Origin of the sequence: Kribbella qitaiheensis, assembly GCF_014217565.1 — a bacterium.
Classification (GTDB): Bacteria; Actinomycetota; Actinomycetes; order Propionibacteriales; family Kribbellaceae; genus Kribbella; species Kribbella qitaiheensis_A.
In genome coordinates this window covers 6,033,739-6,058,168 of record NZ_CP043661.1, presented here as the reverse complement: position 1 = coordinate 6,058,168, position 24,430 = coordinate 6,033,739, and the positions used below count along the sequence as shown (strand labels likewise).

Here is a 24,430-nt window from a genome sequence, read left to right as displayed (position 1 = left end):
CCTGCTACCAGTGTGCAGGATGGAATCAAATCCACCCGCACACCGATGGTTCACTTGGTGATGGTGACCGCGACGGCCGCGCTGGCGGCCTTGCCCGCGACGACGCGGAACTTGTTCACGCCGACCCGGCCGCTCTTCACCCAGACCGAGTAGGTCGAGGCCGACGTCACCTTGGTGGTGGCCGGGAAGTTGACCCACTTGCCACTCTCCAGCCGCTGCACCTGGACGGTGGTGTTCTTCGCGAGGCCGGTGGTCTTGCCGGTCAGCGCGACCTTCGACCACGCCTTCGCGGTGGTGTGGTCGGACTTGATGCTGATCGTCGGAGCCGCGGCGACCGCACCGGCGCCGACCGAGGTGATCCGGGTGGTGTCCGGCGTGGCGCTGGCCTGCAGGGCCCCGGCGACACCGATCGCGCCGGCGGCCAGAGCGACACCCGCGACGACAGCGGCAGTACGACGAACAAATTGAGTACGCATGATCCTTTGGTTTCCCCTCGTAATGTCCTTCGCCGGAGCTAACGCGCGGAGGTCCGGAGAAGGACATCTGGTAAGGGTTCTGGTGAACCCGACGTACGAAGAGACGCCGGCACTCGGTCAGAAGTTGTGTTACAGGTCCGTCTCAGGTGTTGCCGGAAGCACCAACCTGGCAAGGGCTCCACCCGATAGGGCAGACCCGAAGGTGAGCTCGGCGCCGAGCACCTTCGCGTGACCCGCGGCGATGGTGAGCCCGAGGCCGTGGCCGACGCCGCGCTCGGCCATCCCGGACCGGAACCGACGGGGGCCCTCGGCAATCAATTCCTCCGGATACCCGTTGCCGTGGTCGACCACCTCGATCACCCGGCCGTTCACGGTCACCTCGATCGGCGGCTTCCCGTGCCGCAGACCGTTGACGATCAGGTTGGCCAGGATCCGCTCGATCCGGCGCGAATCTGTCGACACGGTCTCCTCCGGGCCGACCTGATGCACCACGACGCTGTCCGGAGCCAGCGACTGCTGCATCCGCAACCGGCCGACCGCCGATCCGACGAACGCACCGAGCCCGACATTCTCGAGGTCAGCCTGCTCGACACCGGAGTCGAACCGGGCGATCTCCAGCAGGTCCTCGACCAGGCGCCGCAGCACTTTCGCGCGGTCGCGGACCAATTCGCTGGGACGTCCCGCGGGCAACAGCTCGGCGGCCGTCAGGAGGCCCGTGACGGGCGTCCTGAGGTCGTGGGCGACGTCGGCGGTGAACCTGCGCTCGGCCTCCAGTTGGCCGCGCAACGAACTGGCCATCGTGTCGAGCGCCAGGGCCAGCGACTGCACCTCGTCCTTGCCTTTGCCCGCCGCACCGGCCGCCGACGCGTCGAGGTCACCGGCGGCGATGCGACGCGCCGTAACGGCTACTGCGACGATCCGGCGGGACAGGCTGCCGGCCAGCACCACGCTGGCCAGGGCGACCAATGCGACCGTGCCGATGCCACCCAGGATCAGGGCACGGCGCAGCGCGTTCATGGACGCGTCGTTGACGTCGTAGTCCTGCACGATCGACAGGATCCGGCCGTCCTTGACCGAGACCGCGGCCCACATCTTCGCGTTCGGCGAACCGGTCTTGAAGGTGGCCCGCTTACCGCTCTTGACGGCGTCCCGCAGTTGCGGCGGCAGGTCGGGATCGTCCAGCCGGGATCCGAACAGCGGTACGTCGTTGCGGTCGTAGCTCTCCGCCGCCAACTGGATCCGTTCGTCCGCGAAGCTCCGCGTCCGGTCCAGCCGCGATGACTGGGCCTGCGTGTAGACCGCCACGCAGAGCACCAGGATCGCGAGCGAGGAAACCAGCAGAAAGATCAGGCCGAGCTTGCTGCGCAGCCCCACTTCATGCCCTGAGCTTGTATCCGAACCCGCGGACGGTCTCGATCCGGTCGGCTCCGATCTTGGTCCGCAGCCGCTGCAGGTGGACGTCGACCAGCCGGCCGTCGCCACCCCACTCGTAGTCCCAGACGCGCTGGAGCAGGGTGGACCTGCTCAGCACCACGCCCGGGTTGTTCGCGAACTCGATCAGCAGCTTCAGCTCGGTCGGGGTCAGCTGCACCGTACTGCCGCCCCGCCGCACCTCCAGTGCCTCCCGGTCCAGCTCCAGGTCGCCGAACGACTCGACGGTCGCTCCGGTCGACGGAGCCGGCCGATCGGGGTCGGCCACCGCGCGCCGCAGTACGGCTCGCAGCCGGGCGACCAGGACCTGGGTGTCGAAGGGCTTGGTGACGTAGTCGTCGGCCCCCGCCTCCAGGCCCAGTACGACGTCCAGCGCGTCGCCGCGCGCGGACACCATCACGATCGGCACGGTGCTGGTCTCGCGGATCCGGCGGCACACCGAGATCCCGTCCAGCCCGGGCAGCATGATGTCCAGCATCACCGCGTCCGGGTGGATCTTCTCGAAACTCTCGATCGCCTCCAGCCCGTCCTCGGCCGTTGTGACGTCGTACCCGTGCCGCTCAAGGGTCAACTGGGTTGCCTCACGGATCACCGCGTCGTCCTCGACCATCAGGATGCGCGCTGCCGGTTCTTCCGGTACCACCGAAACTCAGTCTCCCTTTTGGTCCTGCGAACTCACCTTGATCATCTGTCGACCATTCCAACGGTAGACCTCGACCCGAGTTACAGACGGGCAGCACGCTTTGTCCTCGGGGCCGAACATTTCCGACTCGACCACCAGGTCACCTTGCGGGCTGGCATTGATCTTCAACTGATCGGCCTTCAAACTCCAAACCCGGCGTGGTCCGGCCGGTTCGACGGCGATCAGGAAAGCGCCGAAGGTGAAACCCTCGATCGTGTGGATCAGCACCACGAGCTGCGGCTGGGCGCTGTGCAACACGTTCACGGTCGCGCCACGGCTCAGGCAGCGCTCGATCACGAGGCACTTGCTCAGCACCGTACGGGAGTAGGTGTCCAAGCTCTTGTCGGCGAGCAGCGTCTGCCGGACCTGGGTCAGGCTCACGGTCACCTTCGCCGGTGTCCGGTCCGTCTTGCCGAACCCCTGAGTGCCCTCGGTCGAGGCCGTGGCCGGAGTGGTCGTCGTACCGGCCGGCTCGGCCCCCTCGACGCGTAGGCCGCTGCCGTTCGCGCAGCCGGTGAAGGTCAGCAGAGCGAACAGCACCACGGCAGCAGGCAGCAACTGCCTTGCTCGCATGGTTCGCCTCCTGCCGTGCCTCATCCAGAATCCCCCGGGCGGTTTCAGTCAACTGCCTTCCATAGTGCGGCCAGGACGTCACATTCGACGGCCACCGACGTCGTATGGCCCCGGCAGTTCCGTTTCGGTTGAGTCACAGGTTTCCCAACGCCATGACTTTGCCCGGATTCAGGAGGTTTTCCGGGTCCAAAGCGGCCTTGATCGCGCGGTGGACGTCGAGGGCGACCGGGCCGATCTCCTGGGCCAGCCAGTCCCGCTTGAGTACGCCGATGCCGTGTTCCCCGGTGATGGTGCCACCGAGTTCAAGGCCGACCTCCATGATCCGGTCGAAAGCCACCTGGGCCCGGCGGGCCTGCTCGGGGTCGGTCGCGTCGAAGACCACGGTCGGGTGCATGTTCCCGTCGCCCGCGTGCCCCAGTACGCCGACAGTGATGTCGACCTCGGCGGCGATCCCCTCGACCGCCGCGATGAAGTCGGCCAGCCTGGATCGCGGCACGCAGACGTCGTCGATCATGGTCGTCCCGAGGTGCTCCAGCGCGACCAGCGCCGCCCGGCGAGCCTCCAGCAGCAACTCGCCCTCGGCGGGATCGTCGGCCTCGATGCACTCGATCGCGCCGTACTGGCGGCACAGCTTCGCCACCATCGCGACGTCCGCCGCGCCGGCCTCGCCACCGGCGTCCGACTGGGCGATCAGCATCGCGGCCGCCTCGGTCGGCAGGTCCATCCGCTTGTAGTCGTTCACGGCCTTGATCGTGGTCCGGTCCATGATCTCCAGCAGGCTCAGCGAGACGCCACTGCGGATGATCTCGACGATCGCCTCACCGGCGGCCACGCCGGTGTCGAACAGCGCCGCCATGGTCCGTGGCCGGGCAGCCTCCGGGCGCAGCGCCAGGGTCGCCTCGGTGATGATGCCGAGCGTCCCCTCGCTGCCCACGATCAGCTTGGTCAGGTCGTACCCGGCGACGCCCTTGACCGTCTTCCGGCCGGTCCGCAGTACCCGGCCGTCCGCGAGCACGACCTCGAGGCCGAGCACGTAGTCGGTGGTCACGCCGTACTTCACGCAGCACAGGCCGCCCGAGTTCGTGGACAGGTTGCCGCCGATCGAGCAGAACTCCCAGCTGGACGGATCCGGCGGGTAGAACAAACCCTGCTCGGCGACCGCGCGCGACAGCACCGCGTTGAACACGCCGGGCTGCGTCACGACGTACCGGTCGACCGGCTCGATGGCCAGGATCCGGTCCATCTTCTCCAGCGACACCACGATGCAGCCGTCCACGGCGTTCGCGGCGCCGGACAGGCCGGACCGCGCGCCCTGCGGCACTACGGGCACGCCGGCCTCCGCGGCGATCCGGACCGCCGCCTGGACGTGCGCCGTCTCCCGCGCCAGCACGACCGCCACCGGTTCTCCGGCCGGACAGAACATCGCCCGGTCGTACCGGTAGCTCTGGATCCGGTCCGGATCGGTGACAAGCGCCTCCGGCGGCAGCGCCTTCTTCAGCCGCTCGACAACCTCACTCATACCTGGTGAGCCTAATGGTGTGATCGGCCTCCGTCAGGAGGAGTCAGCGGGTCCGCGCGGTCCTGTTCTCGGAGATCTGTTCGTAGCCGCCGCCGTAGTCGTGGAACTCCCGCGCGATGGCGACGAAGGTGGTGCTGGTGTCCAGCGATCTCACCTTCGGCGTCCGGCAGGTGCGTTTACCGGGCGTGACAGCGGTGTTCTGGTCGTCACAGGACAGCGAACGGCCGTTGTTGGAGCCGCCGTACTGCACCAGGTATCCGCTGGTCAGCGCATGCGCCGGCACGGTGGAGTCCATGGTGACCTCGGCCCAGTACTGCGAGCAGTCGTCACGCATGAGCCTGACGTCGCCCCAGCCCGGTGGTTTGTGGTCGCGATAAATCTGCGCTGACGAGATGGATCTGGCACCGGTGCAGTTGGCGAGTTCGACCGCCTGTGCTGGTTGGGCCAGAGCGATAGCGCCCGCTCCGGCCAAGCCCGCGGTGCTGAGCAGAATGCCCAGTGTCTTCATCGGAAAACCCTTCCTGGGCGCACGCCCCGACGTGTACCCATCAGGCACAGTAGTCCAACCGACCCTGACCCGACAGTCAATCCGGTAATCGGACGCAAGGTTCGCCAAGTCACGGCGTGTCGCCAACACGGCGCCGGCCCGCCACCGCGAGGCGGGCCGACACCGAGGGTCTCAGAGGTTGCCGCGGCGCTCCTGCTCGCGCTCGATCGCCTCGAACAGCGCCTTGAAGTTGCCCTTTCCGAAGCCGAGCGAGCCGTGCCGCTCGATCAGTTCGTAGAACACCGTCGGCCGGTCGCCGACCGGCTTGGTGAAGATCTGCAGCAGGTAGCCGTCCTCGTCGCGGTCGACCAGGATCTTGCGCGACTGCAGCTCCTCGATCGGCACCCGCACGTTGCCGATCCGCTCCCGCAACTCCGGGTCCTCGTAGTACGAGTCGGGCGTGTTCAGGAAGTCCACGCCGTTGGCGCGCATGATGTCGACGGTCCGCAGGATGTCGTTGGTGGCGAGCGCGATGTGCTGGGCGCCGGCGCCATCATAAAACTCTAAGAACTCGTCAATTTGCGACTTCTTCTTCGCGATGGCCGGCTCGTTCAGCGGGAACTTCACCCGGTGGTTGCCGTTGGCCACCACCTTGCTCATCAGCGCGGAGTAGTCGGTGGCGATGTCGTCGCCGATGAACTCCGCCATGTTCACGAAGCCCATCACCTTGTTGTAGAAGGTGACCCACTCGTCCATCAGGCCCAGTTCCACGTTGCCGACGACATGGTCGACCGCCTGGAACAGCCGCTTCGGGTGGCCCTCCGGCCGGGTCACGGCCGTCACGGCCTCGACGAAGCCGGGCAGGTACGGGCCGTCGTACCGGCTGCGGTCGATCAAGGAGTGCCGGGTGTCCCCGTACGCCGCGATCGCGGCCCGGCGGACCGTGCCGTGCTCGTCGGTGACGTCGTGCGGCTCCTCCAGCACGATGGCGCCCTGCTCGCGGGCGTGCTTGATGCACTTGTCCACGTCCGGGACCTCGAGCGCGATGTCCGAGACGCCGTCACCGTGCTTGCGGTGGTGGTCGTTGAGCGGGCTGTTCGGGTGCACGCCGCCGGTGATGACGAACCGCGCGGATCCCGCCTTCAGGACGAAGGCCTTGCTGTCCTTGTTGCCGTTCTCCGGGCCGGAGTACGCGACCAGGTCCATCCCGAAGGCGAGCTGGTAGTACTTCGCGGTCTGGGTGGCGTTGCCGACCACGAACACGACGGCATCCATCGCGGTCACCGGGAACGGGTCGGTGCTCTCGTCGTACGGCACGAGTCCGACGAGCTGCTTCAGCTGCTCCAGGTCGAGATCGGCGTCGAGCTCTGCGGGGGTGAGGTCGGTGCTGGTCATCGGTCTCCTCCAGGGATTCGCGTCGTTCAGAAGAACTAGCATGGGAGCCTCGCTGGGTGAGGACAGGTTGCGCAACACATCCAAATTTTACTGGACAGGTTGTGCAGTATTCTCAGGGTTCGGTTGGACTATTCGGTCAGATTGGGAGGAAGCCACTGTGACGGCTGTCGATGCTCTGGACGCCCGCATCCTCGATCTGTTCGCGGCCGAGCCGCGGGTCGGCGTACTGGAGGCCTCGCGGCGGCTCGGTGTCGCTCGCGGGACGATCCAGGCGCGACTGGACCGGCTGCAACGCGACGGCGTGGTCCGCGGCTGGGGGCCGGATGTGGACACGACGGCGATCGGATATCCGGTGACGGCCTTCGCGACGCTGCAGATCGAGCAGGGCTCAGGTCATACGACGGTGGCGGCCCGCGCTGGCGAAGATCCCCGAGGTGCTGGAAGTCCACACGATCACCGGCGCCGAGGACCTGTGGTGCAGGATCGTGGCGCGCTCGAACGCCGACCTGCAGCGGGTGATCGACCAGGTCGTCATCGTCCGCGGCATCCAGCGCGCCTCCACGGTGATCGCCCTCGCCGAGCAGATCCCCCACCGAGTGCTGCCGCTACTCCACGCCGCGACGTCCCGGACTTCCAACAGTCAGTAACGCGCCCCTCAGCCGCCTGAGGCGGCCGTGCCGAGCGTGGATCTTGCTCCGGCGGAGTGCTTGGTGAGTGTTGGCGGTTCGCGCGCAGCTAAGCGAGGCGTTTGGCCACTTCTACGGCAGCGCGGGCTACTCGCGGGCCCACGAAGTCGCGGTCGAGTTTGCCGAGGACGACGACGCCGATGGACGCCTCCACGCCGGGCACGCCGAGTACCGGGGACGACACACCTTGTGCGCCTGCCTGGAGCTCACCGGCGGTGATGACGAACGGCCGTCCGGCCGGATCGGGCTTGCGGCGGCCGGCCAGGATCGCCTTCCCCGCAGCGCCCTGGTCGAGCGCGTGGCGTGAGCCCATCCGGTACGACACGTGGAAATCGGTCCAGCTCGGCTCGATCACCGCGATCGCGAGGGCCTCGTCACCGTCGGCCACGGTCAGATGGGCCGTCGCGCCGGTGTCCTCGGCGAGCGATCGCAGTACCGGCAGTGCCGCGTCGCGCAGCGTCGGCTGCACCCGGCGGCTGTAGTGGAGCACAGCCAGCCCGAGCCGGGCCCTGCCCTCGCTGTCGCGCCTGACCAGGCGGTGCAGCTCGAGCGTGTTCACCAGCCGGTAGACGACGGTCCGGCTGACCCCGAGCGAGGCGGCCAGCTCGGTGATCGACAGCCCGTCCGGGGCGTCCGCGAGCAACTCGAGAACCGTCAGTCCTCTGTCGAGCGTCTGGGACGTCTCTGCAGGCACATCCGAAGGGTAACCGTTTTTCGGTCGCGGCCCGATGGCCCCGTATCTTGCTGCCGTGCGAAATTACTGGTCGCTCCTTCCCGCCATCGCCGTCTGTGTCGTGCTGATCGCGATTTACGCGGTCCCGACGCTGGTGAATCCGCAGTGGACGAGCAATATCCTGGGCATGTTCAAGCAGCAGCCGGACGGCGCTGAGGCGGTCGGGCCGGTCCAGCTGGGGCCGAAGCAGGTCTACTCGCGCCGGATGCTCGCGGGCGCCCTGGTGCTCGGCGCGCTCGCCCTGGTCGGGTTCAACGTGTCGCTGAACCGGGAGGCGAACGGCTGCTACATCGCCGCCAAGGCCTGGGGCGCGTCCGACGACAAGTCCCAGACCGCCGACCCGTGCATCAACATGATCTACGGCAACTTCATCGGCGACGGGTCCGGCGAGGTGATCGAGAAGGTCCAGCAGCCGGTAGCGGCGTACCAGCTGGTCCGCGGCCACAAGCCGAAGTACCTGAAGTGGATCCAGAACAGCCCGTCGTACGACGAGACGGACTTCCTCGTCGGCATCTTCGGTACCTGCGGGAGCGACGTGAAGGTGAAGCAGGAGGACACCAGGATCACCGTCGTCTACGACGCCAAGGAACCCTGCCCGGTCGGGAACGACATCTCGCTGCTGCCGATCGAGCTGAAGAAGCCGCTCGGCGACCGCGAGATCGTCACCGTGGACGGTAAGCCGATGAAGGAGATCAACCCGGACATGGACTCCTGGTGGTCCGTGCTGGGGAAGCTCGCCACCGGCGGCTAGCACGGGGAACTTGCTCAGCGGGGAACTGGCTCAGCGGAGCGCTCTGACCTCGGAGTCGTAGGCGCGGAACGGCTTGTTCCAGGCGAGCAGGACGAAGAGCCCGGTGATGCAGACCGCCGCGCCGGCCAGCAGCGCGATCGTGGGGGTGGTGAGCGACGCCGTCGTACCGGCGACGAAGTCCCCGAGTCTCGGCCCGCCCGCGACCACCACGATGAACACGCCCTGCAACCGCCCGCGCATCGCGTCCGGGGCCGCCGATTGAAGGACCGTGTTCCGGTACGCCGAACTGACCATGTCCGCAGCACCCGACATCGCGAGCAGGGCCACGCCGAGCCAGATCGTCCGGGACAACCCGAACAGGCCGACCGCCGCGGCGTACACGGTGATCGCCGCCACGATCGCCACCCCCTGACGCCGGAGCCGGCTGACCCAGCCCGAGAACAGCACTCCCACCAGCGCGCCCAGAGCCGGTGCCGCCTGCAGCACACCCACAGTCCGTACTCCGCCCGCGAAGAACGAGCCGGCCACGGCTGGGAAGAGGGCCCGGGGCTGGGCGAACACCATGGCGAGGATGTCGGCCAGGAACGTGGCCAGGAGGGCCGGAGCCGTCCTGAGGAAGGTGAATCCTTCCAGCACGGATCGCAGGCCGGCACGTCGTACCAGGCCGGTCGGTGGGACCGGAGGTAGCCGGAACAGTGCGTAGAGGGCCGCGGTGAAGGTGATGACGTCCACTAGGTAGGCAGCGCCGAACCCCTGCCAGGCGATCACGACAGCGCCAAGCAAAGGGCCGGCCGTAAAGCCCAGGTTGAAGGCTGCCTGGCTCAGGGTGTTCGCCGCCGGTAGCAACTCGGGCCGGATCAAGCGCGGGATGATCGCGGATCTGGCCGGGTTGTTCACGGCGAAGCAGGCCGATTGCGCCGCGACCACGCCGTACAGGACTCCGACCTGGTTCCAGTGCAGCTCGGACTGCGCCACCAGCAGCATCGAGAGCAGCCAAAGGCCGGTGGACGAGACGAGAGCGAGCGTACGGCGGTCGATGGCGTCGGCCATCGCACCGCCGTACAGGCCGAACACGATCAGCGGGACCAGCGAGCAGAGCCCGACGAGGCCGACCGCGAACGTCGAGTGCGTCAGCGCGTACACCTGGATCGACACAGTCACCGCGGTCATCTGCTGCCCGAGCTGCGAAACAGTCGAGCCGATCCACAGCCGCCGAAAATCCGCCGACTCCCGCAGGGGGCGAATATCGGTCAACAGGCGAGCCACAGCCCACAAACCTATGTCACAGCACCAACCGGCAGGGCGGGCGGCCGGACTGCTACCAGGGGAGGCGGCCGGATTCGGCGTGGAGTTGGCCGGTTGGGCCGTCGGCGGCGAGGGTGGCGAGGCGTACGGCGACGGCTGCGCCCTCGGCCGGCGTACGCGGGGTGTCGAGGCCGCCCATCTCGGTAGCGCACTTGCCCGGGTCGGCGGCGTTGACCAGGATGCCGGTGCCGCGGAGTTCGTTGGCGAGCATCACGGTCACCATGTTGACGGCGATCTTCGACGAGTTGTAGCCGGCCATCTTCACGGTCGAGGCGCGATCTTCGGGGTCGCCGACCATGGTCAGTGAGGAGAGTCCTGTCGACAGGTTCACGATCCGGGCGCTGTCGGCCTGCCGGAGCAGCGGCAGCATCGCCTGGGTGACCGCGACCAGGCCGACCACGTTCGTCTCGTAGCCCTTTCGCAGTACGTCGGCTGCGATCTCCGATGCCGCGGTGTCGCCCTCGGCGATGATTGCGGCGTTGTTCACCAGTACGTCGAGGCGCCCGTGAGCCTGCTCGATGCTTTTGGCCGCCGTTCGGATCGAGCTTTCGTCGGTGACCTCGAGCTGGATCGCCTCGGCGTCGAGGCCGTCGGCTTTGAGCTCCTTGGCGGTGGCCTGGCCGCGGGCGAGATCCCGCGACCCGACCAGGACGGTGAAGCCGAGCTCGCCCAACTGCTGGACGATCTGGCGGCCGATTCCCTTGGTGGCGCCCGTGACGAGCGCGATCTTCTTGTTCATGCCTCCACGGTGCGATGCCTTGGCGATCCCGGGCAGAGCGGGCTGAGCCTGGGATCGGGAGTCCCTGGTTGCGGTCCGGGCCTGCTGCGATCCTGGTGCTTTGGGAAGGTGTTGGTGTGGACAAAGGTGAGCTGGCGGAGTTCCTGCGGATCCGGCGGGAGCGATTGCGCCCGGAGGACGTTGGGCTGCCGGCCGGGCTGCGCCGCCGTACGCCGGGGTTGCGCCGGGAGGAGGTCGCGAGCCTGGCGACGATGTCGACCGACTACTACACGCGGCTCGAGCAAGCACGCGGTCCGAGACCGTCCCGGCCCGGTGCTGACCGGGCTCGCCCGGGCGCTGCGGTTGTCCGACGACGAGCGCGACCACCTGTTCCGGTTGGCCGGCGAGCAGCCCGGTCCGCCGCCGGGGCCGCCCGCCGACGTACGAATCGGCGTACTGCGGATGCTGGCGCGCCTCGACGTCCCCGGACTCGTGCTGGACGCGAAGTACGACGTACTCGCGTGGAACCCGCTGGCGGCGGCACTCATCACCGACTTCAGCGCGCTCCAACCTCGCGAGCGGAACCTGCTGCGGCTGCGATTCCTGACCGGTACGGCGGAGCTCTTCGGCGAGTCGGATACCAAGGCGTTCGCGCGGGAGGCGGCCGCTGATCTTCGCGCGGCGACCGGGAAGTACCCCGAGGACAAGTCGATCGCTGCGCTGGTCCGCGACCTCCAGGCCGGGAGTGACGAGTTCGCTGCCATCTGGAAGCTGCACGAGGTCGGAGTCCAGCAACGGCTCTGCCAGACCATCAACCACCCGGTCGTCGGCAGGATCGACGTTCTCTGCGAGATCCTCGTGATCCCCGAACGCGACCAACGCGTCATCCTCTACACCGCCGAGCCGGACTCCCCTTCCGACCAGGCCCTCCGCCTCCTCGACGTCATCGGCACCCAGTCGCTGACTTCGCCTCACGGTTGACAATTCTCTCTCGTCAAGCGAACGTTTGACCGTTAGTTTCTGACGAGAGGCGATCATTGATGCGTAAGTTAATGACCATAGGTGCCGGCCTGGCCTGTGCGGCGATCATCGTCGCCACGGTCGGCCCGGCCGCGTCGGCCGGCCAACCGGCGGCGGACGGCCCCGGAGTACTGGTGTTCGCGGACGAGTTCGACGGTACGGCGATCGACCGGGCGAAGTGGGCCATCCACTCGAACGCGGAAGCGGACGGGTGCCTCGGGAACAATGGCAATCAGCAGCTCGAATGGCACACCTGGGACGCGCTGTCGGTCGGCAACGGCGTACTGACGATCACCGCGCGCAAGGACAACCCGCAACCGGGCTACGAGTGGTCGAGCGGACTGATCACCACCGGCCAGGCATGCGGGCACGATCCGGCCGACTCGTTTGCGGTGAAGGCTGGTGACTACGTCGAAACCCGGCTGAACTCCCGGCGGCGAAGGGATTCTGGCCGTCGACCTGGACGTGGAACGGTAGCGGCTCGAACGAGCAGGACGCGTACGAGTTCTACAGCGACAACCATCGCAATCTGTACCTGACCAACCACCAGTCGGGCGGCAGTTGCACGTACGAGTCGCCGACCGACCTCACCACCGACTGGCACACGATCGCCGAACGCCTGGGCCCCGACAAGACCACCTGGTACCTGGACGGCCGCCAGATCTGCGAACAGGGCCCGTACTCCGGAACCGGCGACGCCTTGATCCTCGACCTCTTCGTCTACGCCGGCATCCCACCCACCGTCACCCAGGAGTCGATGCAGGTCGACTACCTCCACGTCTACCGCCCGTAGCCCCCAGGCCCGGGTGCCGGCTGGTAGCTGAGGCGTGTGGACCGGCTGTCCCACCCGGCTGGTAGCTCAGGCGTGTGGACCGGCTGTCCCACCCGGCTGGTCGGTCGGGTGGGTCGCGGTCAGGCGCGGCGTTGGGTGGCCCAGTCGCGGATCAGTTCGATACGTTCGCGGAGCTGGGCGGAGGAGGCGTGGGCCGCCGCGGGGCCGCCGAGTTTGCGGCGGATGTCGTTGTGGATGACGCCGTGCGGCTGACCGGTGCGGTGATGCCAGGCGGCGACCAGGCCGTTCAGCTCGCGGCGGAGCAGGGAGACCTGTTCGTGCGTCGCGAGCTCGGTCACGGTCGGGTCATCGTCGTCCTCACCGGCTGCGCGTTTCGTACGCTTCTGCGCCGCGAGCGACTTGGCCTGGCGCTTGCGGAGCAGTTCGCGGACCTGGTCCGGCTCGAGCAGCCCGGGCAGACCGAGGAAGTCCATCTCCTCGTCCGACCCGAGATCGCCGCCGGTCCCGTAGTCACCGCCGTCGAACACCACCCGGTCGAAGCTCGCGTCCGACCCGAGCGCCTCGAACTTCGCGTCCAGGTCGTCACTAGCACCCTCGGCTTGGTTGGCCTGGGCGATCAGGTTGTCCTCGAGCGCGAAGATGTCGCCGTCGTCGTTCGTGTTCTTCCGGCCGAGCACATGGTCACGCTCGACCTCCATCTCGGCGGCGAAGCTGAGCAACCGCGTCACCGACGGCACGAACACCGACGCCGTCTCACCGCGCTTGCGGGCCCGGACGAACCGTCCGACCGCCTGCGCGAAGAACAGTGGCGTCGAGGTCGGCGTCGCATAAACGCCCACCGCGAGCCGCGGCACGTCGACGCCCTCACTCACCATCCGGACCGCGACCATCCACCGTTGCTGTCCCTCGGAGAAGGCGGCGATCTTCTTGCTCGCCGCCTTCTCGTCCGACAGCACCACAGTCGGCGCTTCGCCGGTCAGCTCGCGCAACACCTTCGCGTACGCCCGGGCATTGTTCTGATCACCAGAGATGACCAACGCCCCGGCATCCGGCATGTGCCGCCGTACTTCGGTCAGCCGCTTGTCCGCAGCCGACAACACCGCAGGCATCCACTCGCCGGTCGGGTCCAGCGCGGTCCGCAGCGCCTGCGCGGTCAAGTCCTTGGTCAGCGGCTCACCCAGCCGGGCAGCGACCTCGTCACCGGCCTTGGTCCGCCAGCGCATCTCCCCGGAGTACGACATGAAGATGACCGGCCGTACTACGTGGTCGCGCAGCGCGTGACCGTAGCCGTACGTGTAGTCCGCCTGGCTCCGGGCAGCGCCGTCGTGACCGTGCTCGTAGGTGACGAACGGGATCGGGTTGTCGTCGCTGCGGAACGGCGTACCGGTCAGAGCCAAGCGGCGCGTGGCCGGCTCGAAAGCCTCCCGCACACCCTCGCCCCAGCTGAGCGCGTCACCGCCGTGGTGCACCTCGTCGAGGATCACCAGCGTGCGGAACTTCTCCGTCCGGACCCGGAAGGCCAACGGATTCACCGCGACGCCGGCGTACGTGACGGCGACGCCCTGGAAGTCCTTGTTCGTCCGGGCCGCGACGCCCCGCGAACGCAGGATCGATCGCGATCCCGGCCTTGTCGGCCGCGTCCGCCCACTGCACCTTGAGGTGCTCGGTCGGCGTCACCACGGTGATCCGCTCGATCACCCGTCTGTGCAGCAACTCCGCCGCCACGGTCAGCGCGAAGGTGGTCTTGCCTGCCCCCGGCGTCGCGACCGCGAGGAAATCCTTCGGTTGCTTGTCCAGGTAGAGCTGAAGCGCCTCCGCCTGCCACGCCCGCAGCTTGCTCGCAGTACCCCAAGCAGCGCGGTCCGGGTAGGCCGGAGGGAGCACGGCTGGTGGTGCTGGCACGTGCGAATCCACGGACGGCATACTCCCCCGATAGTCGACTGTCGGCCGTGCAGGAACGTTACCCGACAACTCTCACAAGATCAGATCGGCGGGCACCACAGTCACCCCGAACGGCAACGTCAACCGCGCTTCGTCATCCCCCGCGACCTTCGCCACCTGCGCATATGCCCCGTCCCGCATCTCCCACGCGATCAACTCCGGCGTGTCGGGATCGACCACCCAGTAGGACGCACACCCCGCCGCCTCCAACCGCGAGAACTTCAGCATCAGATCGATCCGCCGCGTACTCGGCGACAACACCTCGACAGCAAGTAACGGCGCGGTCGGCAACTCCCGCTCGGTGAAGTCTTCGCTGCGTGCGACCAGCAGATCGGGCTGCATGATCGAGTCCGGCGCGAGAACGACGTCGAACGGGGCGACCAGGACCTTCAGGTCCCGCGGGCAGGCCGCCTTCAGCAGGCAGACCAGATTGACGACGACCGATTGATGGCGCAACGAAGGTGCCGGAGTCATGATCAGCGCCCCGTCGATGAGCTCGTAGCGGTGCCCGTCATCCGGCATCCGGTCGAGATCGTCCCTGGTCAGCGGCAGGTTCGGACGCCACGGCAGGTTGTAGAGCTGATCGGGTTGCATGAGGACCATGGTGCCTCCTTGAGTTGGTCATGCCTACAAAGTGCAGTCGTCTGCCCCGGGTTGCCCCGGTTGTCCACAGGGCAGTTTCTGGTGATCGCTTGTGGAGAAACTGCGGGAGGTGGTGGCTGTGTCGACCTACACTTGGGGGCATGAGTACTCAGTTGAGCCCCGGCGCGGAGACGGTCGTCGACGAGCGCACCAAGCCGTCATTGGACGAGGGCGACCACGAGCGGTTCTCGCACTACGTGCCGAAGGACAAGCTGACCGAGGCGATGGTGATGGGCACCCCGGTCGTAGCCCTCTGCGGCAAAGTCTGGGTCCCGAGCCGCGACCCACAGCGCTTCCCGGTCTGCCCCGAGTGCAAAGAGATCTGGGACTCCCTGAACCCCGGCGACGAGGGCGACGGCGGCGGCGGCGAGGAGTAACCCGCACGACAAACCGTACGGTGCCCGACCCGGTGTTGCTCACCGAGCCGGGCACCGGAACTCACGCTTGCGTGGTGGCTAGTTCTGGGTCGGGTCGTCCGGATAGGTGGCCAGGTAGGCGATCTCGTCGCGCTGGCGGTGCAGGACGCGGCGCCAGAGGCCTTCGGGCTGGAGGCTGAAGACGTCGTCGGGTTCGGACGGTACGACGTACCAGGCGCCCTCGGTGATCTCGCCTTCCAGCTGGCCGCTGCTCCAGCCGGCGTACCCGGCGAAGATCCGCATCCGCTGGATGGCGCCTTCGAGCAGCGCCGGCGGTACGTCGAGGTCGATCAGCCCGATCCGTCCGAAGCACTCACGCCACCCCGGCGGGTCGGCGGACTCGATCACCTCGGCGACAGCGAGCGCGCTGTCGGTGCCGACCGGGCCGCCCATGAACAGCACACCGGGCTCCGAAACGGTCGTCGACCAGTCGGACAGCACCCGCTCGACCTCCAGGTCGGCAGCACGGTTCACCACCACCCCGAGCGCGCCGTCTTCGTCGTGATCGAGGAGCAGGATCACCGAGCGGCGGAAGGGCGGCTCGTCGAGCAACGGTGTCGCCACCAGCAGCGAACCGGTCAGGGTCGAGGCCGTCATGAACCCATCATGTCGTGCCCGGCAACCTTTTTGGTCCCCAGAGCCCAGAACCCGAGCAAGGCGCCCACCGCGACGCCCACGAGATCGGCCAGCGAGTCGAACGGATCGCCACTGCGGTGAGGCAGCAGGTAGTGCTGGATCACTTCACTGAGTACCGCGTTGACCGCCAGCGCTCCGAGCAACCAGCGAGCCGGCACCGCGGCGCCGAGCCCCAGGAACGCGACCGACCCGAACAGCAGTAGATGGGCCACCTTGTCGGCGTACGGGAAGAGCGTGTCCGGCCCTGCCTGCCGCGGCCAGTACACGCCGTACAGGTGGATCAGGCAGGCCAGCACGAAGCCGGCCCGCCACAACAGTTCTTGCTTCCGGCCCACCACCCCTATTCTCGCATTACAGAGCAGGCGAGTCGTCCGGGAACTGCTCGGCGGCCGGCGGCCTGCCGCCCGCGGCGTCCCGGACGGCGTGCGCGACCATGTTGTGCACCTCCGGGTGGAAGACGCTCGGCACGATGTAGTCGGCGTTCAGCTCGTCGTCGGTGACGACACCGGCCAGCGCCTTGGCTGCGGCCAGCTCCATCTCGATCGACACCTTCGACGACTGCGCGTCCAGCAGGCCGCGGAAGACACCCGGGAAGACCAGCACGTTGTTGATCTGGTTCGGGAAGTCGCTGCGCCCGGTCGCCACCACCGCGGCGTGCTCGTGGGCCGCCGCCGGGTCGACCTCGGGGTCGGGGTTGGCCAGTGCGAAGACGATCGAGTTCTCGTTCATGGTGGCGATGTCGTCGCCGTCCAGGATGTTCGGCGCCGACACCCCGATGAACACGTCGGCCCCGGCCAGCGCCCCCTTCAGATTCCCGCTGTACTTCGCGGCGTTCGTGTTCTCCGCGATCCAGCGCAGCTCCGGCGACAGCCCGTCGCGCTCGGGGTGGATGACCCCGGCGATGTCGGCCACGATCGTGTCCTTCACCCCTGCCAAGATCAGCAGCTTGAGGATCGCGGTACCGGCTGCGCCCGCGCCGGACAGCACGACCCGTACGGCGCTGATGTCCTTGCCGACCACCCGCAACGCGTTGAACAGCGCGGCGGTGACGACGATCGCCGTACCGTGCTGGTCGTCGTGGAAGACCGGGATGTCGAGCTCCTCGCGCAGCCGGGCCTCGATCTCGAAGCAGCGCGGCGCGGAGATGTCTTCCAGGTTGATGCCCGCGAAGCCGGGGGCGATCGCCTTGACGATCTGCACGATCGCGTCCGGGTCCTGGGTGTCCAGGCACAGCGGCCAGGCGTCGATCCCGGCGAACCGCTTGAACAGCGCGGCCTTGCCCTCCATCACCGGCAGCGCGGCCTTCGGGCCGATGTTGCCCAGGCCCAGTACGGCGGACCCGTCGGTGACGACCGCGACGGTGTTGCGCTTGATCGTCAGCCTGCGGGCGTCGTCGGGGTTGGCCGCGATCGCCAGGCAGACCCGGGCCACGCCGGGTGTGTAGATCATCGAGAGGTCGTCGCGGTTCCGGATCGGATGCTTGGCCTCCATCGAGATCTTGCCGCCGAGGTGCATCAGGAAGGTCCGGTCGGAGACCCGGCCGATCTCGACACCGGGCACCGCGCGCATCGCCTCGACCAGCCGGCCGGCGTGCTCGGTGTCCGCGGCGGCGCAGGTCACGTCGATGCGCAGCCGCTCATGGCCGGACGCGGTCACGTCGAGCGCGGTGACGAGGCCACCGGCCTGCTCGACCGCGGTCGTCAGTTTGCTGACCGTCGAGCCACCGGCGGGGACCTCGAGGCGGACGGTGATGGAGTAGGAAACGCTCGGCAAGGCAGTCACGCCCGGATCTTCTCATGACCGCTCCGGGGGCCGGAGGTTCCGTACGTTGCGTCCAACGCCGCCACGGTGCGTCCACCGCCGTCGCGTCCATCGGCAGTCGCTGGGTAATCCATTACCCGACCGCTAAGGTGACCTCCAGGCAACGGGAGGTGCGATGGCGAGGATCAGCGAGGTCGCGGCCCTGGCGGGGGTCTCCACGGCGACCGTCTCGCGGGCCCTGAACGGCAAGTCGACGGTCGATCCCGAGCTGGTGGCACGGGTCCGCAAGGCCGCCGACGAGCTCGGCTACCAGCCGAACGGCCCGGCCCGGAACCTGCGCCGTCAGGAGGCCGCGGTGGTCGCGCTGATCATCTCCGACGTGGAGAACCCGTTCTTCACCGCGATCGCTCGCGGCGTCGAGGACGTCGCGCACGAGGTCGGCTACTCGGTGGTCCTCTGCAATTCCGACGAGAACGCGGACAAGGAGAACCGCTACATCGACATCGCGATCCAGGAGCGTGTCGCCGGCGTCATCCTGTCCCCCACCGGCACGACGTCCTCGGTCGGCAAGCTGGTGACCCGCGGTACTGCGTTCGTCGCCGTCGACCGGCCGTTGCCGGAGCAGGAAAGCGATGTGGTTCTGGTCGATACCCGGCTCGCCGCTCGACAGGCGACTGCCCATCTCGTTGCCCAGGGCTACAACCGGATCGGGTGCATCACCGGCCCGTTGGGAGTCCGTACTGCGGATGACCGCCTCGCGGGCTACCGCGATGCGTTGAAGTCGGCCAAGCGCCGCAGTACGACGAAGCTGGTGCGACGTACCGAATACAAGGCGGCCGGAGCGCATCGGGCGGCGCAGGAACTGCTCAACCAGGAGGAGCCTCCGGACGCGCTGCTCGTCGCCAACAGCGCGATGGCGGTCGGCGTACTGCAGGCGCTTCAGGAACACGGGACCCGGCCTGGCAGAGATGTCGGGCTGGTGGCATTCGACGACGCTCCGTGGGCAGAGCTGGTGGATCCGCCGCTGTCGGTGGTCGCCCAGCCCGCATACGAGATCGGCACGGTCGCCGCACGGTTGCTACTGGCAAGAATCGCCGACAACACCCGTCCCCCCACAACCACCACCCTCGGCGCCCGCCTGATCGAACGCGGCAGCTCGCACCGAGGCTGACTGCTTGCGTCCGAAGAACCCGAGGTCAGGGCCCTCGGGTCTTCGGACGCAAGGACTGTGGCGGTGGGGGTTACCCGGTGGGGTTCTCCTCGGCGTAGATCGCGGCGGCGTTGGATTCGTCGATCAGGCGGGTCTGCAGGGTCTGGGACTTCTCGATGGTGCCGCAGTCGACCAGGATCTTCTTCGCGGCGGCGATCGCTTCCTTGCCGTTGGTCGGGTAGGTGAACGTCGCGCTGAGCCGGCCCTGCTCGACCGCCTTGATGCCGCCGGACGGGATCGGCAGCGCGTCGATGCCGGTGAACTTCATCTCCTTCTCGCGGCCGACCGCCTTGGCTGCCAGGTAGGCGCCCTCGGCCATCGGGTCGTTGTGGGAGTAGACGACGTCGATCTTCGGGTTGGCCTTCAGCAGCGCGTCCATCTGCGCCTGGCCCTTCTCCCGCAGCCAGTCGCCGCTCGCACTGGCGATCACCTTGACCTTCGGGTTGCCCTTGATCCCGGCGATGAACCCGTCATGCCGCTCGGTCTGCGGAGTCGCTCCGGCCAGGCCCTTCAGCTCGACGACGTTGCCGCCGTTCGGCAACAGCTTCTCGGCGATGTACTTGCCGGCCTCGGTGCCGATCTGCACGTTGTCGCCACCGATGAAGCCGGTGTAGGCGTCACCTTCGACCTTGCGGTCCAGGACCAAAACCGGGATGCCTTTGTCGTAGGCCTTCTTCACCACGGCGGTCAGCGGTTTGGCCTCGTTCGGGCTGATGATCAGCAGGTCGATCTGCTGGGTGATGTAGTTCTCGACATCTGCCACCTGCTTGGCGTTGTCCTGCGCCGCGTCGGCGAACTTCACCTCGAACTGCGGCACCTCCTTGGCGGCGGCCAAGATGTCGTCGTCCATCCGCTGCCGGTACGGCTCGGCGACGTTCGCCTGGCTCATCCCGATCGTGTACTTGCCGTCCGCACCCTTGCACTCCTTGGAGTTCTGCGCCTGCGGGGTGTCCGACGTACGGTCGCTGGTGGTGCCACAGCCGGCGAGTACCAAGGCGGCAACGGCCGCGGCGGCTAGGGGCGCTTGCAGTTTTCGCATGACGAGCCTTTCTGGGGTCTCAGGAGGCGGGACGGAGTCGTTGCAGCGCGGCCGCCGCGACGATCACGAGTCCCTTGATCAGGAGCTGGATGTTGGAGTCGATGTTGTTCAGGGCAAGGATGTTGTTCAGTACGCCGAGCAGCAGCGCGCCCGCCACCGTGCCGGCCACGGAGCCGCGGCCGCCGGCCAGACTGGTGCCGCCGATCACCACCGCGGCGATCGCGTCCAGCTCGTAGCCGATGCCGTCGTTCGGGCTGCCCTGGTTGAGCTGGACGGCGTGCACGATCCCGGCCAGCGAGGCGAGCAGCCCGCAGATCGCGAACACGGCGACCTTCACCCGGACCACCGGTACGCCGGACAGCCGGGCCGCCTTCTCGTTGCCACCCACGGCGTACAGGTGCCGGGAGAACGCGCTGACCCGGAGGAAGACCACGGCCGCGATCGCGACCACCGCGAAGATCAGCACCGGGATCGGAACCAGCCCGCCGAAGGTCCGCTCGCCCAGGATCGCGAACGAGTCCGGCGCCTCGTGCGGACCGTTGCCGTAGGCAATCGCCACGCCTTGGCCGTCGGACCAGATCCTGGCCAGACCTCTGGCTATCTGCAGCCCGGCCAAGGTCACGATGAACGACTGGATGCCGATCATCGCCGTCGCCATCCCTTGCAGCGCACCGAAAACGAGGCCGATCGCGAGTACCAGGACGACGGACGGCAGGAAGCCCCAGTCGCTCTCGACCATCAGCACCGCCGAGCCGACCGCGGCCAGCCCGAGTACCGCGCCGACGGACAGATCGATCCCGCCGATCAGGATCACGAACGTCATCCCGATCGCGATGATGCCGATCTCGGAGACGGCCCGGACGACGTTCGCCAGGTTGTCCGCGCTGACGAACAGGATCGCGCCGTCGCGCCGGGGCGAGAAGATGATCGCGGCAACGAACACCGCGAGCAGCCCGAACACGCTCTGGAACCGGAACAGCGTCGCGACCACACCGCCGGAGCTCTCCGCGATCGCAGTCGGCGCCTTCGCCACCCCGACCGCCGCACCGGCTGCGGCCCCAGCTCGCTCGTCCCCCGGCCGTACGCCGGCCAGCGCCTCGTCCGCCGGTCGCGCGCCGGTCGCGGGCTCGTCCGCCGGTCGCGCGCCGGCGGCGGGCTTGTCCTGTGCCTTCGTCACTGCGGCCCTCCGACCTCTTCGAACACGGCACCCTCTCCCATCGCGGCGGCGAGCAGATCGCTCTCACTCGACTCGGCTGTACTGAACGACGCCACGTCGCGACCGTCCCGCAGTACGACGACCCGGTCGCAGACGCCGACCAGCTCCGGCAACTCCGACGACGCGAGCAGTACGCCGATGCCTTGGCCCGCCAGCTCGCCCAGCAACCGGTAGATCTCGGCCTTCGCGCCGATGTCGACGCCGCGAGTCGGCTCGTCGAGCAGCAGCAGCTTCGGCTCGGTCAGCAACATCCGCCCGAACACGACCTTCTGCTGGTTCCCGCCGGACAGCGTCCCGACGTCGTCCTGCAGCCGCCCGTACTTCAGCCGCAACCGGTCCGCCATCTTGACCGAAGCGGCCCGTTCCATCCGGCGCGCGATCACCCCCAACCGCCCGTACGCCGGGAGGCTGGACACCACCGTGTTGGCCAGGATCGAGTGGAACAGCACCAGACCCGATGCTCGCCGGTCCTCCGGGACGAATCCGATCCCGTTGCTCAGCGCGTGCCGTGGTCCGCGGGGCCGAATCTCCTTACCCTGCAGCACGATCCGGCCGGAGCGCACGCCGCCCGGCGCCACGCCGTACAGGGTCTCGAGCAGTTCGGTCCGGCCCGCGCCCAGGAGTCCGGCGAGGCCGACGATCTCGCCCGCCCGGACCGAGAGCGAGATGCCGTCCGGATCGCGCCGGCCGGGACGGGGGCGGCGGGGCTTGATCGCAAGGTTCTCGACGCGGAGTAGCTCGTCGCCGGTCGCCGCATCGGGCGTGGTGAACATGGTCTGCACCGGGCGGCCGACCATCGCCTCGACGACCTCGGAAGTGGTGAGCTTGCGCGGGTCGAAGCTGGTGACGAACTGGCCGTTCCGCAGGACGGTCGCGCGGTCCGCTACCTGGGCGATCTCTTCCATCCGGTGCGAGATGTAGACGATGCCGACGCCGTTGCGGCGCAGTTCGCGGATCACCACGAAGAGGCGTTCGACCTCGGTGGAGGTGAGCGCGGAGGTCGGCTCGTCCATGATCAGCACCCGGGCGTCGAGCGAGATCGCCTTCGCGATGGTGACGAGTTGCTGCTCACCGACGCGTAGCTCGCCGACTGGGCGGCGCGGGTCGAGCTTCACCCCGCTGCGTTCGAGCAGGGTGCGCGCTCCGCGTTCCATCCGGCGGCGGTCGACCGTGCGCCAGCGGGTGCGGAGCTCGCGGCCGAGGAAGATGTTGTCGGCGACGGACAGGCCGGGGACGAGGTCGAGTTCCTGGTGGATCATCGCGATCCCGGCCGCTTGCGCGTCGGTGGGACCGGCGAACGTGACGGGCTGACCGTTGATCTCGATCTGGCCGTCGTAGTCCGTGACGTCACCGGACAGGATCTTCATCAGCGTGCTCTTGCCGGCCCCGTTCTCGCCCAGCAGCGCGTGCACCTCGCCCGTACCCAGGTCGAAGTCGATCTCCCGGCAGGCGTGGACGCCGCCGTATCGCTTGCCGATCCGCGCCATCCGGACCAGCGCTGCGACCTCGGCCATGACACCTCCGCGATCGGGTGAGTAATCGATTTCCCGGACGCTAGACCTCTGCTCCGCGACCCGTCAACCCCTGGCTCCGGATCGACACCGACCAACCGCTTGCGTCCGCGATCAGGAGCAGGAAGACGGTGGCGGAAACGGCGCTCGACCGCAGCCTTCCGACCCTAGGCCGGATCCACCCCTGACCGGCACCTGTTCGATCAGGATGGAAAGGTTCCCCCACTCACCAACGACCAAACCCAGGGATCGCCCGACGGTGAGTGTCGGCGGCGCACCACCAAGGGTCAGGCGTCTTCGTCCAGCCAGGCCTGGACCGTGGCGTTGTGTTCGCCGAGGCGGGGTGGCGGGAGGTTGGCCTCGCGGGCACCGGCGTACGGGTTGTCGTCGAAGCGGAGCGGCGGGCCGGGGAGCTGGATGCGGCCGAGCGTCGGGTGGTCGACGTCGATCAGCAGGCCTTGCGATCGGGTCTGCTCCCACTCGTACACCTGCTGGAAGTCGCGCACCTTCCCCGCCGGGATCCCCACCGCCGCGAGCCGCTCCAGCCACACGTCCGCCGATTCCGCCGCGAACGCCACCTCGATCGCGGCCGTCAGTTCATCGCGATGCGCCACCCGCTGCGAATTGACCGCGAACCGCGGATCATCAGGATCCAGCCCGACGACCGGCGCGAACGTCCGCCACTGCCCCTCGCTCCCGACCGCCACCTGCACGATGTCGTCCCGGGTGCGATACATCCCGTACGGCGCGATCTGCGCATGGTGATTCCCGACGCGCTCCGGCAACTCCCCCGCCACGGTCCACTTCGTCCCGTGGAACGCGTGCACCCCGACCACCGACGCCAACAGACTGGTCCGAACGACCCGCCCCTTGCCGGTGATGCTGCGCTCGTGCAACGCGGCCATCGCCCCGTACGCGCCGTACATCCCGGCCAGCAGATCCGCGATCGGCACCCCGACCTTCGTCGGCTCGACCGCCCCGGTGATGCTCATCAGACCGCCCTCCCCCTGCGCGATCTGGTCGTACCCGGCCCGCCCACCATCCGGCCCGTCGTGCCCGAACCCGGTGATCGACAAGATCACCAGCCCGGGGTTCAGCTCGTGCAACCGCTCGTTGGAGAACCCGAGCCGGTCCAGCACCCCCGGCCGGAAGTTCTCGATCAGTACGTCGGCCCGCCGGACCAGCTTGGTCAGGAACTCCTTGCCCTCCACCGACTTCAGGTCAGCGGTGACAGACTCCTTGTTCCGATTGGCAGACAGGAAGTACGTCGACTCCCGCTCGTCCTCCGCCCCCACGAACGGCGGCCCCCACCCCCGGCTGTCGTCCCCGCCGGCAGGCGTCTCGACCTTGATCACCCGAGCCCCAAGGTCCCCCAGCATCATCGCCGCCTGCGGCCCCGCCAACGCCCGAGTGAGATCAACAACCACCAGATCCGACAGAAGATTCTGCACCCAGCCACCCTAGGCGGCTTCGGCCCAGGATCAGCGAC

24 protein-coding genes and 3 pseudogenes are annotated in these 24,430 nt (G+C 68.1%); 8 read left to right on the top strand and 19 right to left on the bottom strand.

Features of this window, described 5'->3' with window-relative positions:
• Positions 1 to 50: 50 nt before the first annotated feature.
• The 7 genes from F1D05_RS28865 to hppD form a co-directional block, all read right to left on the bottom strand.
• The gene (locus F1D05_RS28865) at positions 51 to 476 is read right to left on the bottom strand and encodes a hypothetical protein (protein ID WP_185443571.1); all 426 of its coding nucleotides are present in this window, start codon (positions 474 to 476) and stop codon (positions 51 to 53) included.
• Positions 477 to 605: 129 nt separating this feature from the next.
• Positions 606 to 1,850, bottom strand: coding sequence for a HAMP domain-containing sensor histidine kinase (locus F1D05_RS28860; protein WP_185443570.1), 1,245 nt, complete (start codon positions 1,848 to 1,850; stop codon positions 606 to 608).
• 1 nt (position 1,851) lies between these two features.
• The gene (cseB, locus tag F1D05_RS28855; RefSeq protein WP_281388780.1) at positions 1,852 to 2,550 is read right to left on the bottom strand and encodes a two-component system response regulator CseB; all 699 of its coding nucleotides are present in this window, start codon (positions 2,548 to 2,550) and stop codon (positions 1,852 to 1,854) included.
• Between the two features lie 6 nt (positions 2,551 to 2,556).
• On the bottom strand, positions 2,557 to 3,162 hold the full coding sequence (locus F1D05_RS28850) for a hypothetical protein (protein WP_185443569.1): 606 nt from the start codon (positions 3,160 to 3,162) through the stop codon (positions 2,557 to 2,559).
• Between the two features lie 133 nt (positions 3,163 to 3,295).
• A complete protein-coding gene (locus tag F1D05_RS28845) occupies positions 3,296 to 4,681 on the bottom strand; it encodes an FAD-binding oxidoreductase (protein WP_185443568.1) in 1,386 nt (461 codons plus the stop codon).
• Between the two features lie 43 nt (positions 4,682 to 4,724).
• Complete coding sequence (locus F1D05_RS28840; RefSeq protein ID WP_185443567.1) at positions 4,725 to 5,189, bottom strand: hypothetical protein; 465 nt, start codon at positions 5,187 to 5,189, stop codon at positions 4,725 to 4,727.
• Between the two features lie 171 nt (positions 5,190 to 5,360).
• A complete protein-coding gene (hppD, locus tag F1D05_RS28835) occupies positions 5,361 to 6,563 on the bottom strand; it encodes a 4-hydroxyphenylpyruvate dioxygenase (RefSeq protein ID WP_185443566.1) in 1,203 nt (400 codons plus the stop codon).
• 40 nt (positions 6,564 to 6,603) lie between these two features.
• On the opposite strand from hppD, the pseudogene F1D05_RS41120 reads away from it, so the two are divergent.
• Positions 6,604 to 6,813: pseudogene (locus tag F1D05_RS41120) on the top strand (hypothetical protein); the annotation flags it as partial.
• A gap of 184 nt (positions 6,814 to 6,997) precedes the next feature.
• Complete coding sequence (locus tag F1D05_RS41115) at positions 6,998 to 7,210, top strand: Lrp/AsnC ligand binding domain-containing protein (protein ID WP_246486061.1); 213 nt, start codon at positions 6,998 to 7,000, stop codon at positions 7,208 to 7,210.
• 88 nt (positions 7,211 to 7,298) lie between these two features.
• Here the strand turns inward: F1D05_RS41115 and F1D05_RS28825 are convergent, their stop codons facing one another.
• Positions 7,299 to 7,943, bottom strand: coding sequence for an IclR family transcriptional regulator (locus F1D05_RS28825; RefSeq protein ID WP_012919439.1), 645 nt, complete (start codon positions 7,941 to 7,943; stop codon positions 7,299 to 7,301).
• A 55-nt stretch (positions 7,944 to 7,998) separates the two neighbouring features.
• On the opposite strand from F1D05_RS28825, the gene F1D05_RS28820 reads away from it, so the two are divergent.
• Positions 7,999 to 8,733, top strand: coding sequence for a hypothetical protein (locus F1D05_RS28820; RefSeq protein ID WP_246486060.1), 735 nt, complete (start codon positions 7,999 to 8,001; stop codon positions 8,731 to 8,733).
• A 30-nt stretch (positions 8,734 to 8,763) separates the two neighbouring features.
• On the opposite strand, the gene F1D05_RS28815 is transcribed toward F1D05_RS28820, so the two are convergent.
• Together F1D05_RS28815 and F1D05_RS28810 are read right to left on the bottom strand one after the other, a co-directional pair.
• Positions 8,764 to 9,999, bottom strand: coding sequence for an MFS transporter (locus tag F1D05_RS28815; protein WP_185443564.1), 1,236 nt, complete (start codon positions 9,997 to 9,999; stop codon positions 8,764 to 8,766).
• 52 nt (positions 10,000 to 10,051) lie between these two features.
• Entirely contained in the window at positions 10,052 to 10,777 is a 726-nt protein-coding gene (locus F1D05_RS28810; RefSeq protein WP_185443563.1) for an SDR family oxidoreductase, read from the bottom strand.
• Positions 10,778 to 11,089: 312 nt separating this feature from the next.
• Here F1D05_RS28810 and F1D05_RS28805 point away from each other — a divergent pair, with 312 nt between their 5' ends.
• From F1D05_RS28805 to F1D05_RS43215, 3 genes and pseudogenes are all read left to right on the top strand, one after another.
• The gene (locus F1D05_RS28805) at positions 11,090 to 11,737 is read left to right on the top strand and encodes a transcriptional regulator (protein ID WP_246486059.1); all 648 of its coding nucleotides are present in this window, start codon (positions 11,090 to 11,092) and stop codon (positions 11,735 to 11,737) included.
• A 71-nt stretch (positions 11,738 to 11,808) separates the two neighbouring features.
• Entirely contained in the window at positions 11,809 to 12,315 is a 507-nt protein-coding gene (locus tag F1D05_RS39120; protein ID WP_206685863.1) for a glycoside hydrolase family 16 protein, read from the top strand.
• Positions 12,270 to 12,386, top strand: a pseudogene (locus F1D05_RS43215) (glycoside hydrolase family 16 protein); the annotation flags it as partial. The gene F1D05_RS39120 and the pseudogene F1D05_RS43215, both read left to right, overlap by 46 nt.
• Before the next feature lie 302 nt (positions 12,387 to 12,688).
• Here the strand turns inward: F1D05_RS43215 and F1D05_RS28795 are convergent.
• Together F1D05_RS28795 and F1D05_RS28790 are read right to left on the bottom strand one after the other, a co-directional pair.
• A pseudogene (locus tag F1D05_RS28795) lies at positions 12,689 to 14,492 on the bottom strand (DEAD/DEAH box helicase).
• A 51-nt stretch (positions 14,493 to 14,543) separates the two neighbouring features.
• The gene (locus F1D05_RS28790; protein WP_185443562.1) at positions 14,544 to 15,113 is read right to left on the bottom strand and encodes a Uma2 family endonuclease; all 570 of its coding nucleotides are present in this window, start codon (positions 15,111 to 15,113) and stop codon (positions 14,544 to 14,546) included.
• A 140-nt stretch (positions 15,114 to 15,253) separates the two neighbouring features.
• Between F1D05_RS28790 and F1D05_RS28785 the strand changes: the two genes are divergently transcribed.
• Positions 15,254 to 15,529 (top strand): DUF3039 domain-containing protein, encoded by a 276-nt coding sequence (locus F1D05_RS28785; RefSeq protein ID WP_185443561.1) that lies wholly within the window; start codon positions 15,254 to 15,256, stop codon positions 15,527 to 15,529.
• 78 nt (positions 15,530 to 15,607) lie between these two features.
• On the opposite strand, the gene F1D05_RS28780 is transcribed toward F1D05_RS28785, so the two are convergent.
• From F1D05_RS28780 to F1D05_RS28770, 3 genes are read right to left on the bottom strand one after another with little or no spacing between them, the layout of a single operon-like run.
• Positions 15,608 to 16,165 carry a YqgE/AlgH family protein gene (locus F1D05_RS28780; protein WP_185443560.1) on the bottom strand — a complete coding sequence of 186 codons (558 nt, stop codon included), beginning with the start codon at positions 16,163 to 16,165 and terminating at the stop codon, positions 15,608 to 15,610.
• Positions 16,162 to 16,539 (bottom strand): VanZ family protein, encoded by a 378-nt coding sequence (locus F1D05_RS28775; RefSeq protein ID WP_246486058.1) that lies wholly within the window; start codon positions 16,537 to 16,539, stop codon positions 16,162 to 16,164. The genes F1D05_RS28780 and F1D05_RS28775 overlap by 4 nt, the downstream gene beginning before the upstream one ends.
• Positions 16,540 to 16,555: 16 nt before the next feature.
• Complete coding sequence (locus F1D05_RS28770; RefSeq protein WP_185443559.1) at positions 16,556 to 17,986, bottom strand: NAD-dependent malic enzyme; 1,431 nt, start codon at positions 17,984 to 17,986, stop codon at positions 16,556 to 16,558.
• 154 nt (positions 17,987 to 18,140) lie between these two features.
• Here F1D05_RS28770 and F1D05_RS28765 point away from each other — a divergent pair, with 154 nt between their 5' ends.
• Positions 18,141 to 19,136: a LacI family DNA-binding transcriptional regulator gene (locus F1D05_RS28765; protein ID WP_185443558.1), complete on the top strand. Its 996-nt coding sequence runs from the start codon at positions 18,141 to 18,143 to the stop codon at positions 19,134 to 19,136.
• A gap of 70 nt (positions 19,137 to 19,206) precedes the next feature.
• Here F1D05_RS28765 and F1D05_RS28760 read toward each other — a convergent pair whose 3' ends face one another.
• The 4 genes from F1D05_RS28760 to F1D05_RS28745 all read right to left on the bottom strand — a co-directional run bounded on the left by F1D05_RS28760 (position 19,207) and on the right by F1D05_RS28745 (position 24,392).
• The gene (locus F1D05_RS28760; protein ID WP_185443557.1) at positions 19,207 to 20,214 is read right to left on the bottom strand and encodes a substrate-binding domain-containing protein; all 1,008 of its coding nucleotides are present in this window, start codon (positions 20,212 to 20,214) and stop codon (positions 19,207 to 19,209) included.
• A 19-nt stretch (positions 20,215 to 20,233) separates the two neighbouring features.
• Positions 20,234 to 21,391 (bottom strand): ABC transporter permease, encoded by a 1,158-nt coding sequence (locus tag F1D05_RS28755; RefSeq protein WP_246486057.1) that lies wholly within the window; start codon positions 21,389 to 21,391, stop codon positions 20,234 to 20,236.
• Complete coding sequence (locus F1D05_RS28750; RefSeq protein WP_185443556.1) at positions 21,388 to 22,944, bottom strand: sugar ABC transporter ATP-binding protein; 1,557 nt, start codon at positions 22,942 to 22,944, stop codon at positions 21,388 to 21,390. Before F1D05_RS28750 ends, F1D05_RS28755 begins: the two co-directional genes overlap by 4 nt.
• A 284-nt stretch (positions 22,945 to 23,228) precedes the next feature.
• Entirely contained in the window at positions 23,229 to 24,392 is a 1,164-nt protein-coding gene (locus F1D05_RS28745; RefSeq protein WP_185443555.1) for a CaiB/BaiF CoA transferase family protein, read from the bottom strand.
• Between the last annotated feature and the right edge of the window lie 38 nt (positions 24,393 to 24,430).

What these genes read in the sequence shown, in the direction of transcription:
- F1D05_RS28865 (WP_185443571.1), bottom strand. Translation starts at nt 476, where the DNA reads ATGCGTACTCAATTTGTTCGTCGTACTGCCGCTGTCGTCGCGGGTGTC.
- F1D05_RS28850 (WP_185443569.1), bottom strand. Translation starts at nt 3,162, where the DNA reads ATGCGAGCAAGGCAGTTGCTGCCTGCTGCCGTGGTGCTGTTCGCTCTG.
- F1D05_RS28845 (WP_185443568.1), bottom strand. Translation starts at nt 4,681, where the DNA reads ATGAGTGAGGTTGTCGAGCGGCTGAAGAAGGCGCTGCCGCCGGAGGCG.
- F1D05_RS28840 (WP_185443567.1), bottom strand. Translation starts at nt 5,189, where the DNA reads ATGAAGACACTGGGCATTCTGCTCAGCACCGCGGGCTTGGCCGGAGCG.
- hppD (WP_185443566.1), bottom strand. Translation starts at nt 6,563, where the DNA reads ATGACCAGCACCGACCTCACCCCCGCAGAGCTCGACGCCGATCTCGAC.
- F1D05_RS28810 (WP_185443563.1), bottom strand. Translation starts at nt 10,777, where the DNA reads ATGAACAAGAAGATCGCGCTCGTCACGGGCGCCACCAAGGGAATCGGC.
- F1D05_RS39120 (WP_206685863.1), top strand. Translation starts at nt 11,809, where the DNA reads ATGACCATAGGTGCCGGCCTGGCCTGTGCGGCGATCATCGTCGCCACG.
- F1D05_RS28790 (WP_185443562.1), bottom strand. Translation starts at nt 15,113, where the DNA reads ATGGTCCTCATGCAACCCGATCAGCTCTACAACCTGCCGTGGCGTCCG.
- F1D05_RS28785 (WP_185443561.1), top strand. Translation starts at nt 15,254, where the DNA reads ATGAGTACTCAGTTGAGCCCCGGCGCGGAGACGGTCGTCGACGAGCGC.
- F1D05_RS28780 (WP_185443560.1), bottom strand. Translation starts at nt 16,165, where the DNA reads ATGACGGCCTCGACCCTGACCGGTTCGCTGCTGGTGGCGACACCGTTG.
- F1D05_RS28765 (WP_185443558.1), top strand. Translation starts at nt 18,141, where the DNA reads ATGGCGAGGATCAGCGAGGTCGCGGCCCTGGCGGGGGTCTCCACGGCG.
- F1D05_RS28760 (WP_185443557.1), bottom strand. Translation starts at nt 20,214, where the DNA reads ATGCGAAAACTGCAAGCGCCCCTAGCCGCCGCGGCCGTTGCCGCCTTG.
- F1D05_RS28750 (WP_185443556.1), bottom strand. Translation starts at nt 22,944, where the DNA reads ATGGCCGAGGTCGCAGCGCTGGTCCGGATGGCGCGGATCGGCAAGCGA.